The 19,764-nt window shown below is 67.1% G+C and carries 13 protein-coding genes; 7 read left to right on the forward strand and 6 right to left on the reverse strand.

Features of this window, described 5'->3' with window-relative positions; translation table 11 throughout:
* The 4 genes from ACFQ6N_RS20030 to ACFQ6N_RS20045 form a co-directional block, all read left to right on the forward strand.
* The coding region (locus ACFQ6N_RS20030) for a tyrosine-type recombinase/integrase (protein WP_380650535.1) at positions 1-441 on the forward strand (441 nt) is incomplete at its 5' end.
* Positions 442-867: 426 nt separating this feature from the next.
* Positions 868-1,113, forward strand: coding sequence for a hypothetical protein (locus tag ACFQ6N_RS20035; protein ID WP_380650537.1), 246 nt, complete (start codon positions 868-870; stop codon positions 1,111-1,113).
* 10 nt (positions 1,114-1,123) lie between these two features.
* Entirely contained in the window at positions 1,124-1,951 is an 828-nt protein-coding gene (locus ACFQ6N_RS20040; protein WP_380650539.1) for a helix-turn-helix domain-containing protein, read from the forward strand.
* Between the two features lie 479 nt (positions 1,952-2,430).
* On the forward strand, positions 2,431-3,222 hold the full coding sequence (locus tag ACFQ6N_RS20045; protein ID WP_380650693.1) for a phosphoadenosine phosphosulfate reductase: 792 nt from the start codon (positions 2,431-2,433) through the stop codon (positions 3,220-3,222).
* Positions 3,223-3,259: 37 nt separating this feature from the next.
* On the opposite strand, the gene ACFQ6N_RS20050 is transcribed toward ACFQ6N_RS20045, so the two are convergent.
* The 5 genes from ACFQ6N_RS20050 to ACFQ6N_RS20070 form a co-directional block, all read right to left on the reverse strand.
* Positions 3,260-3,778, reverse strand: a complete 519-nt coding sequence (locus ACFQ6N_RS20050) for a hypothetical protein (RefSeq protein ID WP_380650541.1) — start codon at positions 3,776-3,778, stop codon at positions 3,260-3,262.
* A gap of 192 nt (positions 3,779-3,970) precedes the next feature.
* Positions 3,971-4,804: a phosphoadenosine phosphosulfate reductase family protein gene (locus tag ACFQ6N_RS20055; RefSeq protein WP_380650543.1), complete on the reverse strand. Its 834-nt coding sequence runs from the start codon at positions 4,802-4,804 to the stop codon at positions 3,971-3,973.
* The gene (locus tag ACFQ6N_RS20060; RefSeq protein ID WP_380650545.1) at positions 4,801-8,412 is read right to left on the reverse strand and encodes an ATP-binding protein; all 3,612 of its coding nucleotides are present in this window, start codon (positions 8,410-8,412) and stop codon (positions 4,801-4,803) included. Before ACFQ6N_RS20060 ends, ACFQ6N_RS20055 begins: the two co-directional genes overlap by 4 nt.
* Positions 8,413-8,414: 2 nt before the next feature.
* Entirely contained in the window at positions 8,415-9,521 is a 1,107-nt protein-coding gene (locus ACFQ6N_RS20065; RefSeq protein ID WP_359820509.1) for a DUF4007 family protein, read from the reverse strand.
* Positions 9,522-9,578: 57 nt separating this feature from the next.
* Positions 9,579-10,757 (reverse strand): cysteine desulfurase family protein, encoded by a 1,179-nt coding sequence (locus ACFQ6N_RS20070; RefSeq protein ID WP_380650547.1) that lies wholly within the window; start codon positions 10,755-10,757, stop codon positions 9,579-9,581.
* A 549-nt stretch (positions 10,758-11,306) separates the two neighbouring features.
* Between ACFQ6N_RS20070 and ACFQ6N_RS20075 the strand changes: the two genes are divergently transcribed.
* A complete protein-coding gene (locus tag ACFQ6N_RS20075; RefSeq protein ID WP_380650549.1) occupies positions 11,307-13,625 on the forward strand; it encodes a DUF262 domain-containing protein in 2,319 nt (772 codons plus the stop codon).
* Positions 13,626-13,809: 184 nt separating this feature from the next.
* Here ACFQ6N_RS20075 and argS read toward each other — a convergent pair whose 3' ends face one another.
* Positions 13,810-15,570 (reverse strand): arginine--tRNA ligase, encoded by a 1,761-nt coding sequence (gene argS / locus ACFQ6N_RS20080; protein ID WP_380650551.1) that lies wholly within the window; start codon positions 15,568-15,570, stop codon positions 13,810-13,812.
* A 305-nt stretch (positions 15,571-15,875) separates the two neighbouring features.
* Between argS and ACFQ6N_RS20085 the strand changes: the two genes are divergently transcribed.
* A complete protein-coding gene (locus ACFQ6N_RS20085) occupies positions 15,876-17,696 on the forward strand; it encodes a hypothetical protein (protein ID WP_380650553.1) in 1,821 nt (606 codons plus the stop codon).
* A gap of 46 nt (positions 17,697-17,742) precedes the next feature.
* Entirely contained in the window at positions 17,743-19,755 is a 2,013-nt protein-coding gene (locus ACFQ6N_RS20090; protein ID WP_380650555.1) for a radical SAM protein, read from the forward strand.
* The last annotated feature ends 9 nt before the right edge of the window (positions 19,756-19,764 follow it).

The following is a 19,764-nucleotide window of genomic DNA, read 5'->3' on the forward strand; positions in this document are numbered from 1 at the left end:
GGATCAGGCTGCCCTCAGCTCCACCGCCCTGCTGCGACAGGATCAGCGGCGAAGGTCTCTCACCTCCACTCGAACCACAGCGCCTCACGGCGCACGCACGACCTGCGCCACACCGCCGCCAGCATCATGATCGCCGCCGGCATCCCCCTCGCCGTCGTCTCCAAGACCCTCCGCCACGCCAACCTCGCCATCACCGTCGACCTCTACGGCCACCTCCTCAAGGACTCCGCCGACGAAGCCGTCGTCGCCCTGGCCGCTGCGCTTGACCGTGCGGATGCCCACTGCGGGGTCGCCTCCATCGGCGCCGGTCCAGCCGCGCGCCGGCTGCCTGAGCCAACGCCGGCCCGAAGGAGGACGGACGCCGTATACGGCAGCAGCCTCGACCAGACCGAGACCCAGCGCATGGCTGGCCGTCCGGCCACCGTGGGCTGCGCTGCGTAAGGCTCTCGCTCTCCGTTTGAGCGCGGCCAGAGGTCTCTCGCCTGTCGTCAACCGGGGCGCCGGCCAACCCGACCCGCTGAACGCGACGGCGTCTGTGGACCGCACCGATACCCAGACTCCTGTCCCTGTGAGGGCCTTGCCCGATGCTGCGGACAGATGTGCATCAACTCCGCCCGACTCAGCAAGATCAAATGCGCCGACCTGGGCAGATGTATCGGCGACCCCCTTTTCGATCACGCTTCCAAAAAACCTGGGCGCCGACCCTCTTTTGGGACGCATCCACATCAACGCAACACTCGGACCATGATCATCATTGCTGGAGCAGCCTCCCCGGCAGCAGGATCGGAGGCACACAAGCGGCCTGACGGACCGACACTCTGACGTCCGCCGTTCACTCCAGCCCGCCCCGCCGCCAGGGAGGAAATGATGAAGAACAACCGCCAGAACCTGACCGGGCTCCGGTGCTCCACCGGGACGCCCCGTTGGCGCAATCGAAGGATGCTCCCGACAGCTCCAGTCGTCATCGTGCTTGTGATCGTGCTCCTCGCCGCGGTTCTGGCTCTCGCCGGCACCCCGACCGCCAGCATCCTCGAGCTGCTGGCCGGTGCGGTTGCCATTGCGATGCCGGCGGCCAGGGAGATGGCGACCCTGGCTCCTGGTCGTCGTCGCTGAGGCAGCCAAGATGGGCCGACCCCAGAGAAAGCTCGACAGAGGCGCATGGCACCACAGGGCTCAGCTGGCACTCTGGCTCCGCGAACACAAGCAACGGTCCGGACTGACATATCGCGAGATGGCCCAGCAGGCCCCGTTTTCTGCAACCGTTTTCTCTCGCGCAGCCTCGGGGCGGATCGTGCCCACGCTGGAGATCGTGGAAGCATTCGCAGCGGTATGCAGAGTTGACCCCACACCTGGCCGCGAATTGTGGAAGCGGGCACGACACGAGAGGGCGCGGGCGGCCGGGCGAGGGGTCAATTCTCCTCAGCCAATGCGGCCCGAGTACATCAGAGATCACGCCACGCTTCGCCTCGCCTTGATCGAACTTCATCAAGCGATGGGAGAACTATCGCTGCGAGAGCTGGAGCGCCGCGCTCAAAGCTCAGGCGATAAGCTCTCTCGCGGCACGATTCACGGCGTCCTGAAGGGTCGCCGCGTGCCGACCAGGAGATTCGTAGGATCCTTCGTGAGAGCGTGCGGGATCCCTGAGAGCGCAGCTGCCGTGTGGCTCGCCGGCTGGGACCGTGCGGAGCGCAGACGGTCCTTGCAGACCATGGCAGATAAGCCACCGACGTTTACAGGGGGCAACACCGCCCGGTCGTTTCGATATGATGCGCAACGCCTCCTGGAGAAATATCGAAAGGATGGCCTTCATCTCGATCTCATGGAGGAAATCCTCATTCGACACGTGGAAGAGACTCGCCGCCGAGACATCGAACTGGGCGAGTCGCGAATTCCCGGCAATACACATAGGTCAGCCTCACCCGCAGTCTCAAATATGGGTGATACTGAATAATCGCCACAAATATTAACACCCTCCGGCACTTATCGGATCAAGCGGGAGCGCCACTCCATCGAGCGGCTGGCCGCCGTCCAGTCGGGCAGATTCGCAGAGCATGACCTGTGGTCGAGGACGACACATCTCGCCCGGCCGAGACTCCCTCAGCGACTGGCGGGGCCGGCCCGGTGAAGACCGGCCCCCGAGCGCTGGCGCTCACAAGCCGACAGCTGGCCTCAACACCGCGTCGGCATTGAGGCAGTCCGCTGGCGGCGCCAAGCCAAGCAGGCGCCTTGCCGCACTCGCAGGTCCACTCGATGTCCCGCTTCGCCGTCCAAGGGTGGCGGTGTGGGACATCGAGCCTGTGAGATAAACACTTGATCCATTCGATCATCATCCATAGAGTATCTCAGGTCCGAGTGATCAACCTGGGAGCCTTCATGGGTCAACCTTCAGTAGATTCGATGTCCGGGCGTAGAGAGCGGACGGCCGGCCCGTTGAGAGCGGTGTCGTACGGGGGCGGCGTTCAGTCCACTGCGCTGCTCGTCCTCGCAGCGCGCCGTGAAATCGACTACCCGACGTTCTTGTTCGCGAACGTCGGTGACGATAGCGAGCACCCGGCCACGCTCACGTACGTACGAGATGTCGCAATTCCGTTCGCTGCCAGCGCCGGGATCGATCTCAGGCAGCTCCGACGGCTGCGGCGCGATGGCGAGTCCGAAACGCTGGTGCAACGTCTCAGTAGACCCGACACTCGTTCCATCCCGATCCCCGTTCGCATGGCGAACGGGGCACCAGGGAGAAGGTCCTGCACAGCCGATTTCAAGATCAAGGTGATCGGACGATGGCTTCGCGAACACGGAGCCACGACCAGTGCTCCGGCGCACGTGGGCATCGGAATCTCCGTCGACGAGATCCATCGTGCGAACCGCAGGCGTAGCGAACCGTATGAGCTGATCGAGTATCCGCTCCTGGACCTTGGGCTTCGGAGGACGGACTGTGTGCGCCTCATTGAGCAAGCGGGGCTTCCCGTACCTCCGAAGAGTTCGTGCTTCTTCTGCCCATTCCGCACCGTAGGGGACTGGCGCCGTCAACGGTCGCTGGAGCCCGATCTCTTCGCCCAGTCAATGCACATCGAGGAACTGGTCAACCGCCGGCGGGAGGCTCTCGGCCGGGATCCGGTGTACCTGACCCGCTACGGCCGTCCGCTGGCCGAGGCGATAGCGGTGGAACCTCCCGTCGTCGGCGACGACGACGGGTTGTGCGACTCCGGCTGGTGCATGACGTAACGTCATCGACGTCCCGGGGCTGCGGCATCCAGCCTGACTACCTTCCCGAGGCCGCCTTACGGCCTCGCGGCTTCTGACTCAGCCGCTCACCGGCGAGCAGCCTTGCATGTGCTTCTGCATCAACCGCTCGGCCGCGGGCTTGGGCATCAGCGATGACCGTGTCGAGAAGCCAGAGCGGTGACCCCGACAGCTTGAGATCCTCGTCCGCAATCGTCTGCCGGTTCCGCCATCGAGCGATGGCTCGTTCGTCGACCTTCAGGACGAGAGCCACCTCCTTGATCCCTACGAGCGCCGGAAGATCCTTCGGGTCCGCGAGACTGTATCCACCCGGGATCGTCGCCTTGTACTGCGCCAGTCGCTCTTCGGTGATCTCCCGACCACTGTGCCCGTCGAGCTGAAGTACCGTGGCGAGTAGCCAGTAGGGGTTCCCGGACGCGATGAGGTCGGGCTCGCCTAGGATGCCGTCGGTCCGCCACTTTTGAGACGTCTGGCGCTCGATGCCAAACAGGGCGGCGATCTCGGTGTGGCCGACCAGGTAGGGCAGCTGTGCGGCCATGACCAGTGTTTCTCCGGGGAGCATCGTCTACTCAGGCCCGGCTCACGTGCGGGCTCCCAAACGATAGCGCTCTCCGACGTGCCGTACTGGATCTTGGCGGCGCGGCTGAGTTGCTCCGAGCGCCATCGGTGCGCCTGAGCCCCCGTTGCGGCCGGCTATCGCCGGTCGCAACGGGGGCTCAGGTGTTTTTCCTCAGAGGTGGCAGACGGAGCAGCCTGCCTCGTCATCGTCCTCGTCGTGGGCATCGGCGAGGATCTCGAGCAGCGGTCGGTTCGGCCTTACGCGGGTGGCCGCCCTCTCCAGAGCTGCTTGATGCTTGGCTTCGATCTCCTCGCGGCGCTCGATCAGGTCATGCAAGGACTCGCCCTGGGACCAGGTGTACTCTCGGCCCTGCATCGCAGTGTGCCGGTAGTTGACCTTCTCCTCGTAAGCTATGGCCTTCTCGAAGAGGTCCGGGTGACGGTCCTTGAGCCCGACCCACTCGTGCTTGCGCTGGAAGAAGCAGAAGTAGCAGCCCGAGCGAGTGCGCCACTCGTAGTAGGCCGGCAGGCCGATGCCGGCCTCGTCGAGGATCTTGTCTACGCCGGCTCGGTCGATGCCGTCTTCGCGGAACGGGAACACCGCGGTGATGTTCGGCTTGGTGCTGACGTAGCCCAGGCGGTTCTCGTCTGCCCGGATGGCGACGTAGGAGATCACCTCGTCGTCGCCGACCCACTCTTCGAGCGGCTTGATCTTCAGGTTCTTGGTGCACCAGCGCATCTGGGGGCTGGGGAGGGTGCCCTGGTAGACCTCAAGCCAGTGGTCGAAGTCGCGGCTGGCGTTCAGCCGGACGATCGGCTTGCCGACCGCGGCTTCAAGGCGGTTGAGGTATTCGTACGTCTCGGGCAGCTCGGCGCCGGTGTCGCAGAAGAAGTACTCCATGTCGGGTACCCGGTCGCGCATGTGGATGGCGAGGGCTGAGGAGTCCTTGCCCCCGGACAGGCCGAGTACGTGGCGCTTCTTGGTGCCGGAGCTGGTGTCGCTCACAGCTTCTCCTTCGTCTCGGGGGCCGCGTCGGTGCTGGCGGCGGCCAGGCGTTCGGCGAGGGCGGCGAGCAGGATGCGGGCGCCGTCCGGGCCGAGCGCCTCTTCAGCCTGCCTGATGACACTGACAACGAGCTTGTCGGCTGCCTTGCGTGACTGCTTCGGCACGTGGATGAGGGTGCGTTCCTCGGTGCCCTGGGGGGTGGTGAGCGTGAGAAGGCGGGTGTCGATCTGCCTCCGCGAGGCAGGCTTCCGGACGGCCTCCGGCTCGTCGTTTGTGTCGTAGAGGTGGCTAACTCGGTCGAGGGCGCGGGCGACCTCGTTCACCTTGGCCGGGAAGGCATCCGTGTCGCGGTCGGTCCAGTTGACGAGGGCCTTGTTGAGGAGACGGATGGTGATCGGCTCGAGCCAGTCCTCGTCCGGCAGGTTCTCGTCGAGGACGCGCGAGACGAAGCCCTGCAGGCTGAGTTCGAGGGGTGCGTTGGCGAAGCCGCGAAGCCGTTCGGCGAGACCAGCGCGGAGTTCGCCGATCTCGGCGGGAAGGCGGAATTCCTTTGCGAGGGCCGCGACGAGCTGCTGGCGCAGGGCGGCGCTCGCGCCGGACAGCTCGTCGAGGGTGGCGACGAGGCTCGCGACGTACGTCTTGGCTGCCTGTTCGTCCTTGGCGGTCTCGGCCAGGACGGGCTCGGATCCCTGAGTGAGGGGCAGGGCGGTGAAGATCAGCTCGTCGGGGTCGGTGGCTTCCTTCAGGACGTCCCGGAGCTTCAGCGCCGGCGCGCTCAGACGCTTGGTGGCCTTGGCGAAGTCGTCAAGGCCCATGTAGCGGCCAAGGATTGTCCGGGTGACGGCCAGGAGCATGGGGTTGCGGGCGGAGCGTGACCGCGGCGCGGTAATGTTGAGGGCCTTAGCGAGTCCTTCGACCACGAGGCGGCGCTGGCCGCGGCCGACGGGTGCGGCCTTGACCATGAAGCGGTCCGGGTTGACGTTGAGCCGCTCGATGATCTCCGGGGTCAGGCGCTGGCAGTAGTTGCCGTCCTCGAACAGCGCGATGTCGTCGCTGCGCAGGATCAGGGCGGTGACCACGAGGATCGGGACGACGCCGGCCTTGACGCCGTAGGGCGGTGCCATGAGCTTCTCATAGATATCGCCCAGAGGGGTCGGTCGGGTGGCCTTGGTCAGCGCTGCCTCGAGGGTGTCCCAGACTTCGGTGACGTTGGCTTCGGCGTTGGTCTCCTTGCTGGGCCTGGAGATTCCGTGGGTGAGGATGGTGTCGGCGTCGACAGCGTTGCCGCTCTCCCCCGCGACGCGGTGGAGGCCTAGGTACTCGACGACTCCGTGGTACATCGCGCGTTCTGCGGAGTAGTTGTCGGGGTCGAAGCCCAGGAGGTGCACGCCCGATCGCTGGATCATGGCGGTGAGCACCTCGCGGCGGGCTCGCGAGCCGTTGCTGGTGAGCTGGTGACGGCCGGCCATCTCGTTGCGGATGCGCGGGGTGTGGGGGTAGACGAGTTCGCAGGCCTGGGAGGCGAGGCTGGCGTAGCTGCGCGCTTCGAGAGCTGCGTCGGGCGCGTTGCCGACATCGGCAGCGGTGTTCCAGAGGTGCCAGGTGGCTTGCGGGCTACGGGGGTTGAACGCCTCGTCGAGCTGCGCTCCGATGAGCTGGGAGATCTCTGCTGCGCGTTCGGCGATCTCCCGGGATGCGACGTGGTCGATGGTGTCGTCGTCGAGGAGTTCCTCGAGTGCGACGAGGTCGATTCCGGCTTGAAGGACCCGTTCGGGGTTCTTGGTGACGCCGATCAGTACAGGAAGGGGCGAGTTGACGGCAGGCCGGGTGTCGAGGGTGCCGAGGTGGTAGACGATGAGGCCGTCTGCGGCGTCCTTGACCACCTCGGGGCCGTCGATCTTCTCGCCTTCGTGGCTGACCGCTGTGACGAAGTAGCGCAGCATTCCGGTCTGCTGGCTGTGCTTGCCGGCCACCACGGCGGCGGGAAGGACGGTGCCGAGATGCTTGCTGACGTAGTCGACGACGTCCGCGGGCTGGATCCGGGTGGCGACTTCGCGGACCCGGGCTTCGATGTCGACGTCGGTGCCCTGCCAGACGCGGTACTCGTTGCTGTAGGCGCGGTGAACCACGAAGCCGTCTTGGACGAGCTTGTCCAGCTTCTTCTGCAGGGCTGCGAAGCGGTCCGGGTCGTTGGCGTCGAGTGGGTCGTTGAGCGCGAACTGGATCATGCCGGGCGTTGCGCGCAGGAGACCGTCTGCGTCGATGAGGTTCAGGATGCCGATGACCTTGAGGACTTCCTGGTCCTCGTTGGGCAGGCCGTGGGCCTCGTTGAGCCGCATGTCGACCTCGAGCCAGCGGCTGGCGTTGGCCGAGGCCAGGATGGTGGTGCGGCCCGATGCGAAGAAGTAGTCGTACAGCTGCGGGAGGCGAACCGTCGAGGCGCGCTCGGGCGTGTCCGAGGACAGCGTCTCCATTGTCCGCCGGACCGTGTGGGGCTCGTCACTGGCGAGGAAGCCGGTGAGGCTGCGGTCATGCTGGCCGATCTGGGAGGCGAGCAACGGGGCCGCGACAGCGGTCAGCGGGTGCAGGGGGTAGAGGCCGGCGAACATCTCGGCCGAGATGTCGACGACGGAATTGAGTGCGTGCCCCTCCCTCCACGCCTTCGCGGCAGCTTCTGCCTGGGCCTCGATAAGTGCGCGGCCCGACTCGGCCACGGCGGACAGGTCGAGGCGTCGGCGCATGAGGTGGACGGCGTCGCCGAGGTTCGGCGCGAAGGTGATGTCCTCGAACCGGCCCTGGATCTTCGCCCATTCCTGGGTCTGGACGGAGCTGGATCGCGCTGCGTAGTCGGTGAACGCCAGGTGCTGGAGCGTGAAGATGAACAGCGGCAGGCCAGAGCGGCCTGCTCCCTTCTCTGCCAGCATCTGGAGCAGGAAGACGTCGCTGTCGGCGTCTCCGGTGTCGCCGGCCGCGGCGAGGTACTCGAGTGTCTTGCCGAACTCGTCGAGGATCAGCAGGACAGGGGCTGCGTCACACAGCACGGTGACGGCATCCAACAGGCTCTGCGCCGTCGGGACCTCCCGTTCGGCGCACGCGGCAAGGGCCTGGGCAACGGCCTTCGGGGGCCGCTTCTTCCACCTGCGCTCGACTGCGGTCTGCAGGGCTCGGTGAATCGTTGCGGCTAGCGGTTCACGACGGGCCGTAGCAACAGCACCGAGGAAGCCGTCCGCGGTCATCTCGTCCCGGACGCGGGACAGCCGGGCGGCGTACCCGGGGCTGGTTGCCGCAACGGCCGCTTCTGCCTCGGCACGGCGAGCCTTGTCGTGTCCGAGGAAGGCGTCGAAGAGGTTAGAGAGCGTGGACTTACCGGAGCCGTAGGGGCCGGTGAAAGACCACGCGCGGGTGCGTCCGAGCTCGCCGACTGCGTTGGTGACACGCTCAAGGACATCGAGGGCGCGCGCGCCGACGTAGGGCGAGTTCAGGTGGCGCTCGCGGACGTCACGTTCGAGGTTGGTGGACCGCAGCTCCGATCCGACCAGGGCGATGCCCTTCGGGAGCTGGAAGCTGTCCGCGCTCTGGCGGGAGCGCTGCTTGGTCTTCGTCGTCATGATCAGGAGTTCTCCTCGCCGAACACCAGCTCCTCGGCCTGCTGTGAAGTCTTCTTACGCGGACTGCTCACCGCGGTTTTGGCAAGCCCGGGGTACATCTCGGTCCATTGGTCCGGGCTGGGGAATCCGTCCCGTTCCCGGACGCGGCCGTAGTACTCATCCAAGATGTCCCACGCGAGTGCCTGTGGCGGCTTGCGGTAGGCGAGGCTCCTCTGACCGAGGGCCTCGACCAGCTGGAGGTCAGGGTGGTCATTGATCACGGACTCGATGGCCTTGGTCAACTCAGGCTCCCGCATGCGGAATACGCGGCCCGGTGACCCTTCTTCTGCGGCCAGCCGTGCCAGCGTGATCGAGCCAGCATTCGGGGCGAGCCGAGAGGCGTAGTCCAGGCAGGCGTAGGCGAGCACCGGCGCGGGCAGGTTCGACCGTGATCCGCTGGTGAAGCGCCAGGTCCGCTGCTTGCCCTTACCCTGCCCCTCCAGCAGTCCGAGCTCCCTGAACGGGGACATGAGCAGGTCCTCGAAGCTTCCCGGAGACAGCGGGTTGAACTCCTGGTCCAGGGCGTACATCTTGACCAGGCAGTCCACGTCACGATTGACCGACTCCGCAGCCCGCCACTTCTCTTCATCGAAGTTCTCATGCACGAAGCGCGTGATGACGCTCGTCATCTCTGCGGTCGTGACTCGGGAGCGGGGCGCCAGGTTGAACATCACGTACCAGCTGGGTGCTTGGCACTTGGAGTCCGGTTCGGCGGAGAGCAGCCACCAGTGCAGCAGCCAGAGGCTGCCGGTGTCCTCGAGATACGGGTCCGCGCCGTGCTCGTCGAGCAACCAGCGTGCGCGCCATGTCGGTGCGGACTGGCGTGCCTTCTTGGACGGGTCGGTATGCGCGTGTTCCTGGGTCAGCTTGAACGCCTTCGACCAGTAGCGCATCGCGTTGACCATGTTCCGGCCGACGCCGAGCAGGACGGGGGCGTCCTCGCGGTAGAAAATGTCGGGGTGGTCCTTGACCTGCGTGTAAGCCTTGTGCATCCAACCGAACCGCGGCGCGAAGGTCTCGTGGCGGTTGAAATTGAGCTCGACGGCCTCAGCGAGCCGGCTGTCTGACATTCGGGGATGCCTCTCGGTGGTCAATCGCAGGAAAGAAGGGCTAAGGGATAACGTCGGTCACTGTTTGGCGGTAGCGGCCATCAGCAATCGGGTTTGCTCGACTGCGGCAGCAGTCGCGTCGATTGCTCGGTCGACGTCCTCCGCGGTGGTGGCGTATCCCAGGGAGAAGCGCACAGTGGAGTCCGCGTCCTCACGGCTGCGGCCCATTGCCAGCAGGACATGGCTCGGGCCCGGCGCTCCCGATGAGCAGGCGCTGCCGTCCGATGCCGCTACGTGTGGCATGGCGGCGAGCACCGCGTCGGCCGGCACTCCCGGGAAAGTGACACTGGTCACACCAGGAAGGCGAGACGCCCTCGCTGCATTGATCTGGCAGCCCGAGACACGGGCGGTCAGACCGGCTTCCAGCCTGTCGCGCAGCTCGGACACTCGGGCGGCTTCCGAGGGCAGGTTGCGTCGGGCAGCCTCTGCTGCGGCGCCGAGCGCGGCGATGCCGGCCACGTTGAGGGTTCCGGCTCGCCATCCGCGTTCATGGCCGCCTCCGATCAGGAGGGGGCGGTGCGGAAGGCTGGTGCCGCGGCGGACGAACAGCGCCCCCGCTCCTTGCGGGCCGCCGAACTTGTGAGCAGAGAGCGACAGCAGATCGACGTCCAGCTCCGCAAGGTCCAGGGGCAGCCGCCCGACATACTGCGTCGCATCGGTGTGGACCAGGGTGCCGACTTCGTGGGCGGCCTTGGCGATGGGGCCCAGGTCGGTCAGGACTCCGGTCTCGTTGTTTGCGAGCATGACCGACACCAGGGCAACATTCCGCTGGTCGAGGGCCTCGTGGAGCGCCTCCAGGTCGAGGACGCCATCGCCGTCCACGGGGAGTACGACAAGATCACCGAGCTCCCCTCCAGTGACCGCACGCCCCGCTTCAAGCACGGCAGGGTGTTCAACCGCAGTGGTCACCAGTGCACCGCCGCGGGCCAGCGCGGCCCGCAGGGCAAGGTTGTTCGCCTCGGTTGCCCCCGAGGTGAAGATGATCTCTCCAGGGGAGCAGCTGAGCAGATCGGCAAGTTGGCGGCGCGCGCCGTCGACCCTGGCGGCGGCGTCTCTGCCGAAGTGGTGCATGCTTGAGGCGTTGCCGACGCTCTTGAGCGCGGCCAGCGTTACCTCGAGGGCCTCCGGGCGCAGCGGGGCTGTGGCGTTGTAGTCGAGGTACACGATCTTCGCTTCTGCGGCACGGCCCTCGACCATGTTGCCCCCTCGTTTCGGCGCGTTCCGACTCTCACTCCTGGCGGCTCCCCTCGGCGGGATGATCCGTTCCACCAGGAGTGCACTGAGATCCTATCCAACCGGAGTGACTGCCGACGCGCGCTCACCCAAACCGCCCGGCCGGACACGGTGCGCTACTCGCCTGCCGGGCGTCGTACCGGCGTTCCGCAATCGAGTCATCGAAATTTCGGGGCATATGTCAGATATGCCCGGTTTTTTGTATGCGATTTTCCGAGAGGAACTCATGCGTGTCAGTCGCTCGGTCTAGGGTGATCACTGGTCGTGGACTACCCATTAGCGGCAGGCCGCGACGGTCAGGGTTGGGCACACCGAGGGGGACGGCTGGAAGCAGAGGTGCCCCCATCCGGGGACACGTGGCGAGGGGGCCGGCAGGAACCGCAGCAGCTGTGAAGTGTTCCAGCGACGCCGGGCCGCAGGCTGCCCGCGTGAGCCGAGGAACCGAAAAGCCGCGATAACGCGCGAAGAGAGCCTGGCTGGCAAACGGAACCGCGAAATGCACGGGAGCTTCATTTGGAAACCCGAGAAATCTTTGACGCCGCCCCCTACACCGTGGCGCAGTACCTCAGCGAAACCGGGCAGGGACTCTATATCCCGCCGTACCAGCGCGCATACAGCTGGGAGTCCAACAAGGTCAAGCGCCTCATCGCCGACGTCGCCCACGGCGTGGAGCAGATCACCAAGTTCCCGGAATCGATCTGCTTCATCGGCTCGGTAATCGCGCTGCGCGACCTTCAGTACAGCACCGTGGACCCGATCCACCGACCGATGGTGCCCGCGAAGGTCATGAGCATCATCGACGGCCAGCAGCGGATGACCACCCTTCTCCTGCTGACCACTGTCCTACACGAAGAAATCAGCCTTCGAGCGAATCGGCTCCCCAAGAACGGAGGTGAGGCCCGAGACTGGTGTTTCAACCAGGCAGTCGATGTGACGGTCCGTCTCACCGACACCTTCGAGGAGGATATGCGCTACGGCGAGGGCAGCTTCCGTTTCTACCCTCGCATGATCCGCTCGTTCCACGACGTGTGGTCCCGCAATAAGGGCGAAGCGCGGTACGAATCCCCGATCGGGTACTACCTGCACCAGTACGGGCAGTTCCGCCGCGACGAGCCGATCTCCCAGGACTACAAGCACGTTCCCTTCGTCGAGGGCGAAGCCGAAGACGCCAACGCCCAGGCTCACAGGCATCTCGAGCTCACGCGCGTCCTCATCCGTCGCACGCTGCGCCAAGCCGTCTCGCTGTCGCGGCAGGCTCGGGAGGACGAGGCCGAGATCCCCTCCGCTCAGGCCATGGTGGACTCCAAGGTCCTCCAGGAGGGCCTGTTCAACAGCCCGTTCCCCGACTACGTGATCGACGCCGCACGGGAAGACGACCGCCTGGGGGCGCTTCTGCGGCTGATCGTCTTCGCCAACTACCTGCTCAACCGCGTGACCGTGGCGGTCGTGACGTCCAAGCACGAGGACTACGGCTTCGACATGTTCGAAGCGCTGAACACCACTGGGCAGCCGCTCACCGCGATCGAGACGTTCAAGCCCAAGGCCATCAAGAACGAGCCGCTCAAGGAGTGGCACGACTCGGAGTCGTACAACCACTTCGACACCATCGAGAAGTACCTCGATGCACAGGGTGCGTCATCCGCTGACAAGCGGCAGACCGCAACGGACAACATCCTCATCCCGTTCGCTCTGCTCAATGACGGAACCCGGCTCAGCAAGCGCCTCAGCGAGCAGCGTCACTACCTGCGCACCTCGTTCGACAAGGAGGCCGGCCAGTCCGAGCGGCGGGTCTTCCTGCAGGCGCTGGCCCAGGTCACCAAGTTCGTCTCCGGCCCGTGGGCTCAGCCGGACAAGTTGCCGGAATGCACGGATGACGCGCTGCGAAAGCAGGCTGCATTGTGTGCCCAGGTACTTAGCGAGGCCAAGCACGAGATCGTGGTCGCGCCGCTCACCCGGTACTACGCTTCGCACCGGCTGGCGCAGGACAACATCGACGAGCGGGCCCGTCAGTTCCTCACCGCCGTCCGAGCCTGCGGCGCCTTCTACGGCCTCTGGCGAGGCGCTTTCGGCAGCACCAATGGCATCGACAACAAGTACCGCAAGCTCATGGGCCTCCCGGCATCCGGCGAAGGTGCGCCGCGGTTCATGCGGTTCGGCCGGCAGCTCACCGAGGTTCCCCCGATCGAGGAGCTGCTGGCCTACTTCCGCCAGCAGCTCCAGGAGGAGGGGCTCGGTGAGAAGGACCGATGGGTGGCACGCGCGGCCGAGATCCCTGTCTACTCGAGCTCGCGGCAGCTCACCAAGCTCCTGCTCCTCGCGGCCTCCAACGACTCGACTCCCGACAGGGAGCGGCCCGGCCTGATCACGATCGGCAGGCAGGGAGTCCTGAGCACCCTCAATCTGGAGCGCTGGCATGACGAGGCGTTCTCCACGATCGAGCATGTGGCCCCGAAGGGGTCCGGTGCGAGTGGGTGGGAGGGAAGGCTCTATGACGAGTCGAACACCGTCCACATGCTCGGGAACCTGACGCTGCTTCCCAGGGTCGAGAACTCCTCCGCCCATCAGCGCTCGTGGCCAATCAAACGGCTGATGTTCCGGGCGCTCTCCGCGACGACTGTCGAGGAGGCGGAAAAGACGCTCGCACAGGCGGCCCACGAGGGCATCGAAATCGGCGAAGGGGCGGAGGCCATCATCCGCCGAGCGCGCTATCTGCCTCTGGTTGCAGCCCTCGCGGAGCGCGAGGAGGACTGGACCGTCGAGTTCGTGCGCGAGCGCTCCCAGCGGCTGTGCGGCATGGCTTGGGACTCGCTCGCCCCCTGGCTCGGGCTCTGAGCCAGGGAGTCTGCTGTGGACTGCCGACAGCCCCCAACCGGGGTCGATAGACACCCGTAGTCTCCTCCCCTTGGGATTCCGGGGCTTCCCGGAATCCCAAGGGACAGCGGTGCGGCCGGACCACAGCTACACACGGCTTCGGGGCGGGCAGGTGATACCTGCCCGCCCCGAGGCTCGTCCAGAGCTACAGCCGCTCGGGCGTTCCGATGCCGAGGAGGTCCATGCCCTGGCGGAGGGTCTGGCCGGTGAGTTGGCAGAGCAGCAGCCGGGTCTCCGTGACCTCGCGGGTCGGGGCCTTCAGGACGGGGCAGTGCTCGTAGAACGTGGTGTACGCCGCCGCGAGGCTGTGAAGGTAGGCGCAGAGGCGGTGGGGTTCGAAGGTCTCGGCGACGAGGTCGATGGTGGCGCCGAATTCGTCGAGGAGGAGTCCGAGGGCGCGTTCGGCCGGCTCCAGGGCGAGGTCCTGGTGGGCGGTCGGGGTGGCTCCGTCGGGGGCCTTGCGGAGGATGGACTGGATGCGGGCGTAGGCGTACTGGAGGTAGGTGCCGGTGTCGCCGTTGAGGGAGACCATGCGGTCTGCGTCGAAGATGTAGTCGCGGGTGCGGGAGGTCGACAGGTCGGCGTACTTCACTGCGCCGATGCCGACCTGCTTGGCCCGGTCTTCGAGTTTCTCGGTGGCGAGCTGGGGGCTCTTCTCGGCGACGACGGTGCGGGCCCGGTCGACGGCTTCGTCGAGGAGGTCCATGAGGCGGACGGTCTCGCCGGAGCGGGTCTTGAAGGGCTTGCCGTCCTTGCCGAGGACGGTGCCGAAGCCGAGGTGCAGGGCGCGGACGTTGTCGGGGAGCCAGCCGGCGCGGCGGGCGGTCTCGAAGACCATCTGGAAGTGGAGGGCCTGGCGGCTGTCGACGACGTAGAGGAGCTGGTCGGCGCCGAGCATGCCGACGCGGTCGCGGATGGCGGCGAGGTCGGTGGTGGCGTATCCGTAGCCGCCGTCGCTCTTCTGGACGATGAGCGGGGTCGGTTCGCCGTTGGGGCCCTTGATGTCGTCGAAGAAGACGCACAGGGCTCCGTCGGAGCGGACGGCGACGCCGGAGGCTTCGAGGTCGGCGCACACGTCGGCGAGCATCGGGTTGTAGTAGCTCTCGCCGACGGCGTCGGCGTCTTCGAGGAGGACGCCGAGGCGGGCGTAGACGGCTTCGAAGTAGACCTTCGACTCGTCGACCATGCCCTGCCAGGACGCGACGGTCTCGGCGTGGCCAGCCTGCAGCTCGACGACGCGCCGGCGGGCCCGGTCGGCGAAGTCGGCGTCGCTGTCAAACTTGGCGCGCGATGCCTTGTACAGGCGGTTCAAGCGGGACATCGACGGACCGGAGTCGTCCGGCTCGGCGCCTTCGTCGAGCTCGGCGGGGTGCTCGACGAGGTACTGGATGAGCATGCCGAACTGGGTGCCCCAGTCGCCGAGGTGGTTGCGCCGGACGACTTTCTCGCCGGTGAACTCGAGGGCGCGCACGAGTGCGTCGCCGATGATCGTGGAGCGCAGGTGGCCGACGTGCATCTCCTTGGCGATGTTCGGCTGGCTGTAGTCGATCACCGTGACGCCGGCCCCGGCGTTGCTGCCGACACCGAACCGGGCGTCGGCCGCGCGGGCGGCCAGGCGCTCGAGGATGGCGGCGTCGGTGACGGTGACATTGATGAAGCCGGGCCCGGAGACCTCCAGGCTCGCGATCACCTGGTCAGAGCCGAGGTTCTCGAGCACGCGCGCGGCCACCTCGCGGGGGTTGGCCCGCAGAGGCTTGGCCAAGCTCATGATGCCGTTGGCCTGGAAGTCGGCGCGGTCGCTTCGTCGCAGCTGGGGGTCGCTGTCCGCGGCGTCGGGGAACGCAGTGGAGATCGCCTGTGCGAAGCGCTCGCGCAGCGCGTCGGCGATGGAGAGGACCGTAGGCATAGATCGAAGGACCACTTCTGTGAGAGGGCGGATCCGCGGACGGGCCGCGGGAGTCGCACAGCGCCACCCCGTCGAGCGGTCGGCGCCGTCTGCCGAGTATCCCATGCCCCGCACAGCCAACGGCCCGGATTAACCTCGTTGCGGAGCGCAAGCCTGCACCCTCAAGACCCTTGACCGTAGATCATCCTGAATGATCATCAGCACCAAATGGTGGAGACCTCCACCTCCGGGGAGGCACGCGTTCCGCATCCCCCTTGAGCCGAATCCGCAAATTCGATCGAACACAGCGTGATGGAGCGGCTACGGTGGCAAGCCTGCTGTGCGGCGCTCGGGAGGGGAGTGGGGTGAGCAGGCTGTCTGGGGGTGCAGGTGGTTCGCCGGGCGTCGCTGCGGCGATCCGGGCGGTGTTCGCCGGGGACCGCGGGAAGCATGCGCTCGACGATCCGCAGTTCGGTGACGTCACCGGTGCGGTGCGGCGGCTGCGCCACGAAGGGCGGGACCTTGTAGCCAAGCTCCGGCCCCAGGCGGCAGCGCGCGCGGAGCACGCGCTCGCTGCGGAGGCGGCGCGTCGCTTGGGTGCGCTCACGGTGGACGGATTCGGGCGTATCGAGGTGTGCGTTCCCGACCTGGTGCCGCTGGACGACCGTACGGCGGCTCTGGTGTCGCCCTACCTCGGGATCCCGCTCTCCGCCTCAACGGACGGCCTGGCCGGCTTGTCAACGGAGGAGATCGCGGATCTCCTCCTGGCTGTGATGGGACGCGGTGTGGAGGCGTCCGGGTGCATTCCGCGGAACATGTTCCGGAAGAGCGGCCGGACGGTCCTGATCGACTGGGAGGACGCTCTGCTCGTCCCGGCGGGCACCGCCGCCCCCGGTGCGCTGACCGTGATGAAGTGGGACATCGCGTGGTCCGACCGGCTCGGACGCGATCTGGGACTCAGAAGGCGCATCACGGCGGGGAGCGGAGACGAGCCCCCACTGGACGATTTCGAGTCCATACTCGCCGCCTGGCTGCCGGCCGGGCTGACCGTGCGGGAGGTGCGTCGCCGGGGCATCGAGTTGACGCTCGCGAGTGAACTGCCCGCCGCGGGGCCGAAGTCCGCGAGTGCCGCCCGCCTGGGTCATCTCGCCGAGGACGTCCTGCCGCCCGGTCTCGGTGTCTTCCACACGGTGCTGACCTCACGGCTGCGAGCAGACCAGGGTGAGGACGCCTATGCGGATCTCCTTCACCGGCTGGATGCCCTCACCGACTGCGGCCATGCTCTGGAGCGGTTGCGCCGGCCGTGGGTTCTCGCCCTGTTCTCCACGGCCGAGCACTGGTTGACCACCGGTCTCCAATCGCCCGAACAGCTGGTCGTACGTCTGGAGGAGCTGCGGGGCGGCGGCGGGTGGGACGCGGCGTGTGAGCGCGCCGAGGTCGCCGAGGAAGTCACCGCCCGCATTGCCCGGACCGCTCAAGCTCTCCTGGGACTGGAGGAGTTGGAGCTCCTCTTACGCGGCTCGTGCGCGCAGGGAGTCCTCGGACGCGGCAGCGACGTCGACTTCGAGCTCAGCTCACCCGACCACCCCAACGGGCATCAGGCACTCGAGGACCTCGTGATCGAAGCGCTCACCTGCCTCGGGCTTGCCGCCGAGGGCTCCGCCGCCAGGCCGACCGAGCGGGATGTCGTCAGCGCGGACGGGATGTTGAGCCGCGATCTCCACGAATGGTTCGAGCTGCGCCGGCCCGGCGCGGACCATCACAGCCCCGGCTGGCTCGCCGGCGCCATCGCCGGCCCGTCCGCCACCATTACCCGCCGTCCGAGTGAGTACGAGCAGCGGGGCCGCGAACTCACCGCCAAGTACCTGTGGTTCGAGGCCCGGGCGCTGCTGGCTCGGCTCGTGTTCACCCGTGCCGCAGCTGCGCCGCCTCCGGTGAAGCTGGTCCCCCAGCTGTCGCTCCTGCACGAGCTCGTTCCGGGCGGCGAGGCCGCCGAGGTGGAAGCCGTGGTCCGCGCGGCGTTCGCTCTGCGGGAGGCGACTGACCCCGCGCTGACCACCGGCCTGGACACGGAGGTGGAGCAGCTGGCCGACCAGCTGGACGTGCTGCGCCTCCGTCTCGGTCTGCCTGGCCCACGAAGCCTGTAATCCCGTTCCGCACCGATCCGCGCCATCTCAATCCGAGAGGTCAACTGTGATCAGCGACGCGATTCCCCTGTCCACCAGCGATGCTTCGCACGTCTCCTTCGCGGACGGCTACACCTTTCATGTCCGCGGCGGCCAGATCACCGAACCGGGTCAGCCGTGTCCGTGCGGCGGCCTGGAGCCGGTCCACCAGATCACCTCCTACCGTGAGGCGTACCCGCAGGCCCAGTTGTCGTTGACCGACCAGTGCAACATGGGCTGCACGTACTGCTCGTTCCGGGACCGGGTGCACGCCGACGGCAAGCCCGTCACGATCCCGCTGGAGACTGTGGTGCAGGGCCTTCGCACCCACCGCGAGCGGCTGGTCGAGGAGGACGCCCGGTACAGCCGGATCGACTTCGGCCTGGCGGGCGAGACCATGCTCGTGCGCCACATGCACGACACGGTCCAGGAGCTGGTCGCCGAGAACCTCGTCGACTCGCCTGTCGCCGTGGTCTGGGCGGGGCCCATGGTCACCAACGCGACGCTGTCGATGACGACGGAGCTTGCCGAGCAGCTCGGTCCGCCCCAGGACATCAGCCTGGACGGGCCCCGGGACGTCCACGACCGGGTGCGCTTCTACACCGGTGGTCGCGGCGGCACGTACGACCACGTGCGCTCGGTGCTGGACCAGGTGCTGGCCCGCCACCCCGACATGGGGGTCTCGGCGGTCCTGACCGCGTACTGCACCGACTTCGTGGCGATCTTCCGCCACCTCTTCGAGGACGTCGGCGCCCGCAACATCTACATGAAGCCGGTCAATGCCACCCATGACAAGGACTACGCGCTCAACGCCGAGACCCTGCCGGCCTTCCGCCAGGGCTACGCCGACCTCGTCGAGCACATCCTCGCCCAGCCCCCGGAGGGCATCCTCGCCCGGCTGCTCGCGCTGAACTCCGAGGACTTCTTCATGCGGTTCTTCTACCGGGTGAAGGACCGTGCGGCGCAGGTCTACCGGTGCGGGGCCGGCAAGAGCGGCACCTACCTGGACACCAACGGCAACCTGTACCCGTGCGCGCACTTCATCGGCAAGTCCGGCTGGCACATCGGCCACGCCTCCACCGGTGTCGAGGACTCCGAGCGCCGCAAGTACCTCGACCTGGTCGTCGACCAGCGGAACGAGTGCTCCTCGTGCCCGTCGCGGTACGTGTGCGGCGGCGGCTGCTACTACCAGGCGGTCCTCGCGAACGGTGACATCACCAAGCCCGACGGCGTGAAGTGCGACCTGATCCGGTTCCTGACCGACCTGTCGATCCGCCTCGTCGTCACCCTGCGCGAGCAGCACCCGGAGGTCCTGGACGCCCTGCCCTCGCCGTACGGACTCACCGCCGAAGCGCTCGCCTCCTCCCCCGAAGCCGCCTACCTGCCGGCGGCCCACCTCGACGCCGCTGCCGACTACCGGCAGGCAGCCGTCCCGCTCGCCGGTCCGGGCCGGGTGCGAGGCGGACTGGCCGGCCCTGCGGGACTCGCCGTCACGCTCGCCCGAGGTGCCGAAGGGCTCGCGGTGCGCCTGGAGTTGGGCGATACACCCGACGCCGTCCAAGCTGTCCGCGTCCGGCTGCAGCCGTTGGGTGAGGGGGTGTTCACCCTGCATGATCTCGCCGCCGGGCAGTGGCCCGGCGAGCGGTACCTGCGGTGCACCCGCGACGGCGCCTGGTGGCTCGCAGCACCCACCGCCCGATTCCGCCGTGTTCCGCATCCCGATCCCGTCTGGGAGAACGCCCACGACGTCCGCCGCTCCTGGGAAGCCGATCACCTGGAACTGCTCGTGCCGCTTCCCGAACCGGCCGGTTCCGGCGAGGGGCTTGGTGTGAACGTGTTCGCGGACTTCACGGACGGCGGGTGGACGGCCTTGGCGCTGCACGAGCCATTCGCGGCCCTGAACCCCAACGCGGCGGGCCTGCTCCGTCTGTTCGGTCCGGAAGCACCCGGGCGACCCACCTCGGCGGGGGTCAACGGCCGGATGCCCGTTGAGCTGACTCCGCTCGGCCGCTGGGCCGGGCTCCAGGGCAACACCTGCTGACGGGAGGCG

The sequence above is a fragment of the Kitasatospora sp. NPDC056446 genome (assembly GCF_042796115.1).
Taxonomy (GTDB): Bacteria; Actinomycetota; Actinomycetes; order Streptomycetales; family Streptomycetaceae; genus Kitasatospora.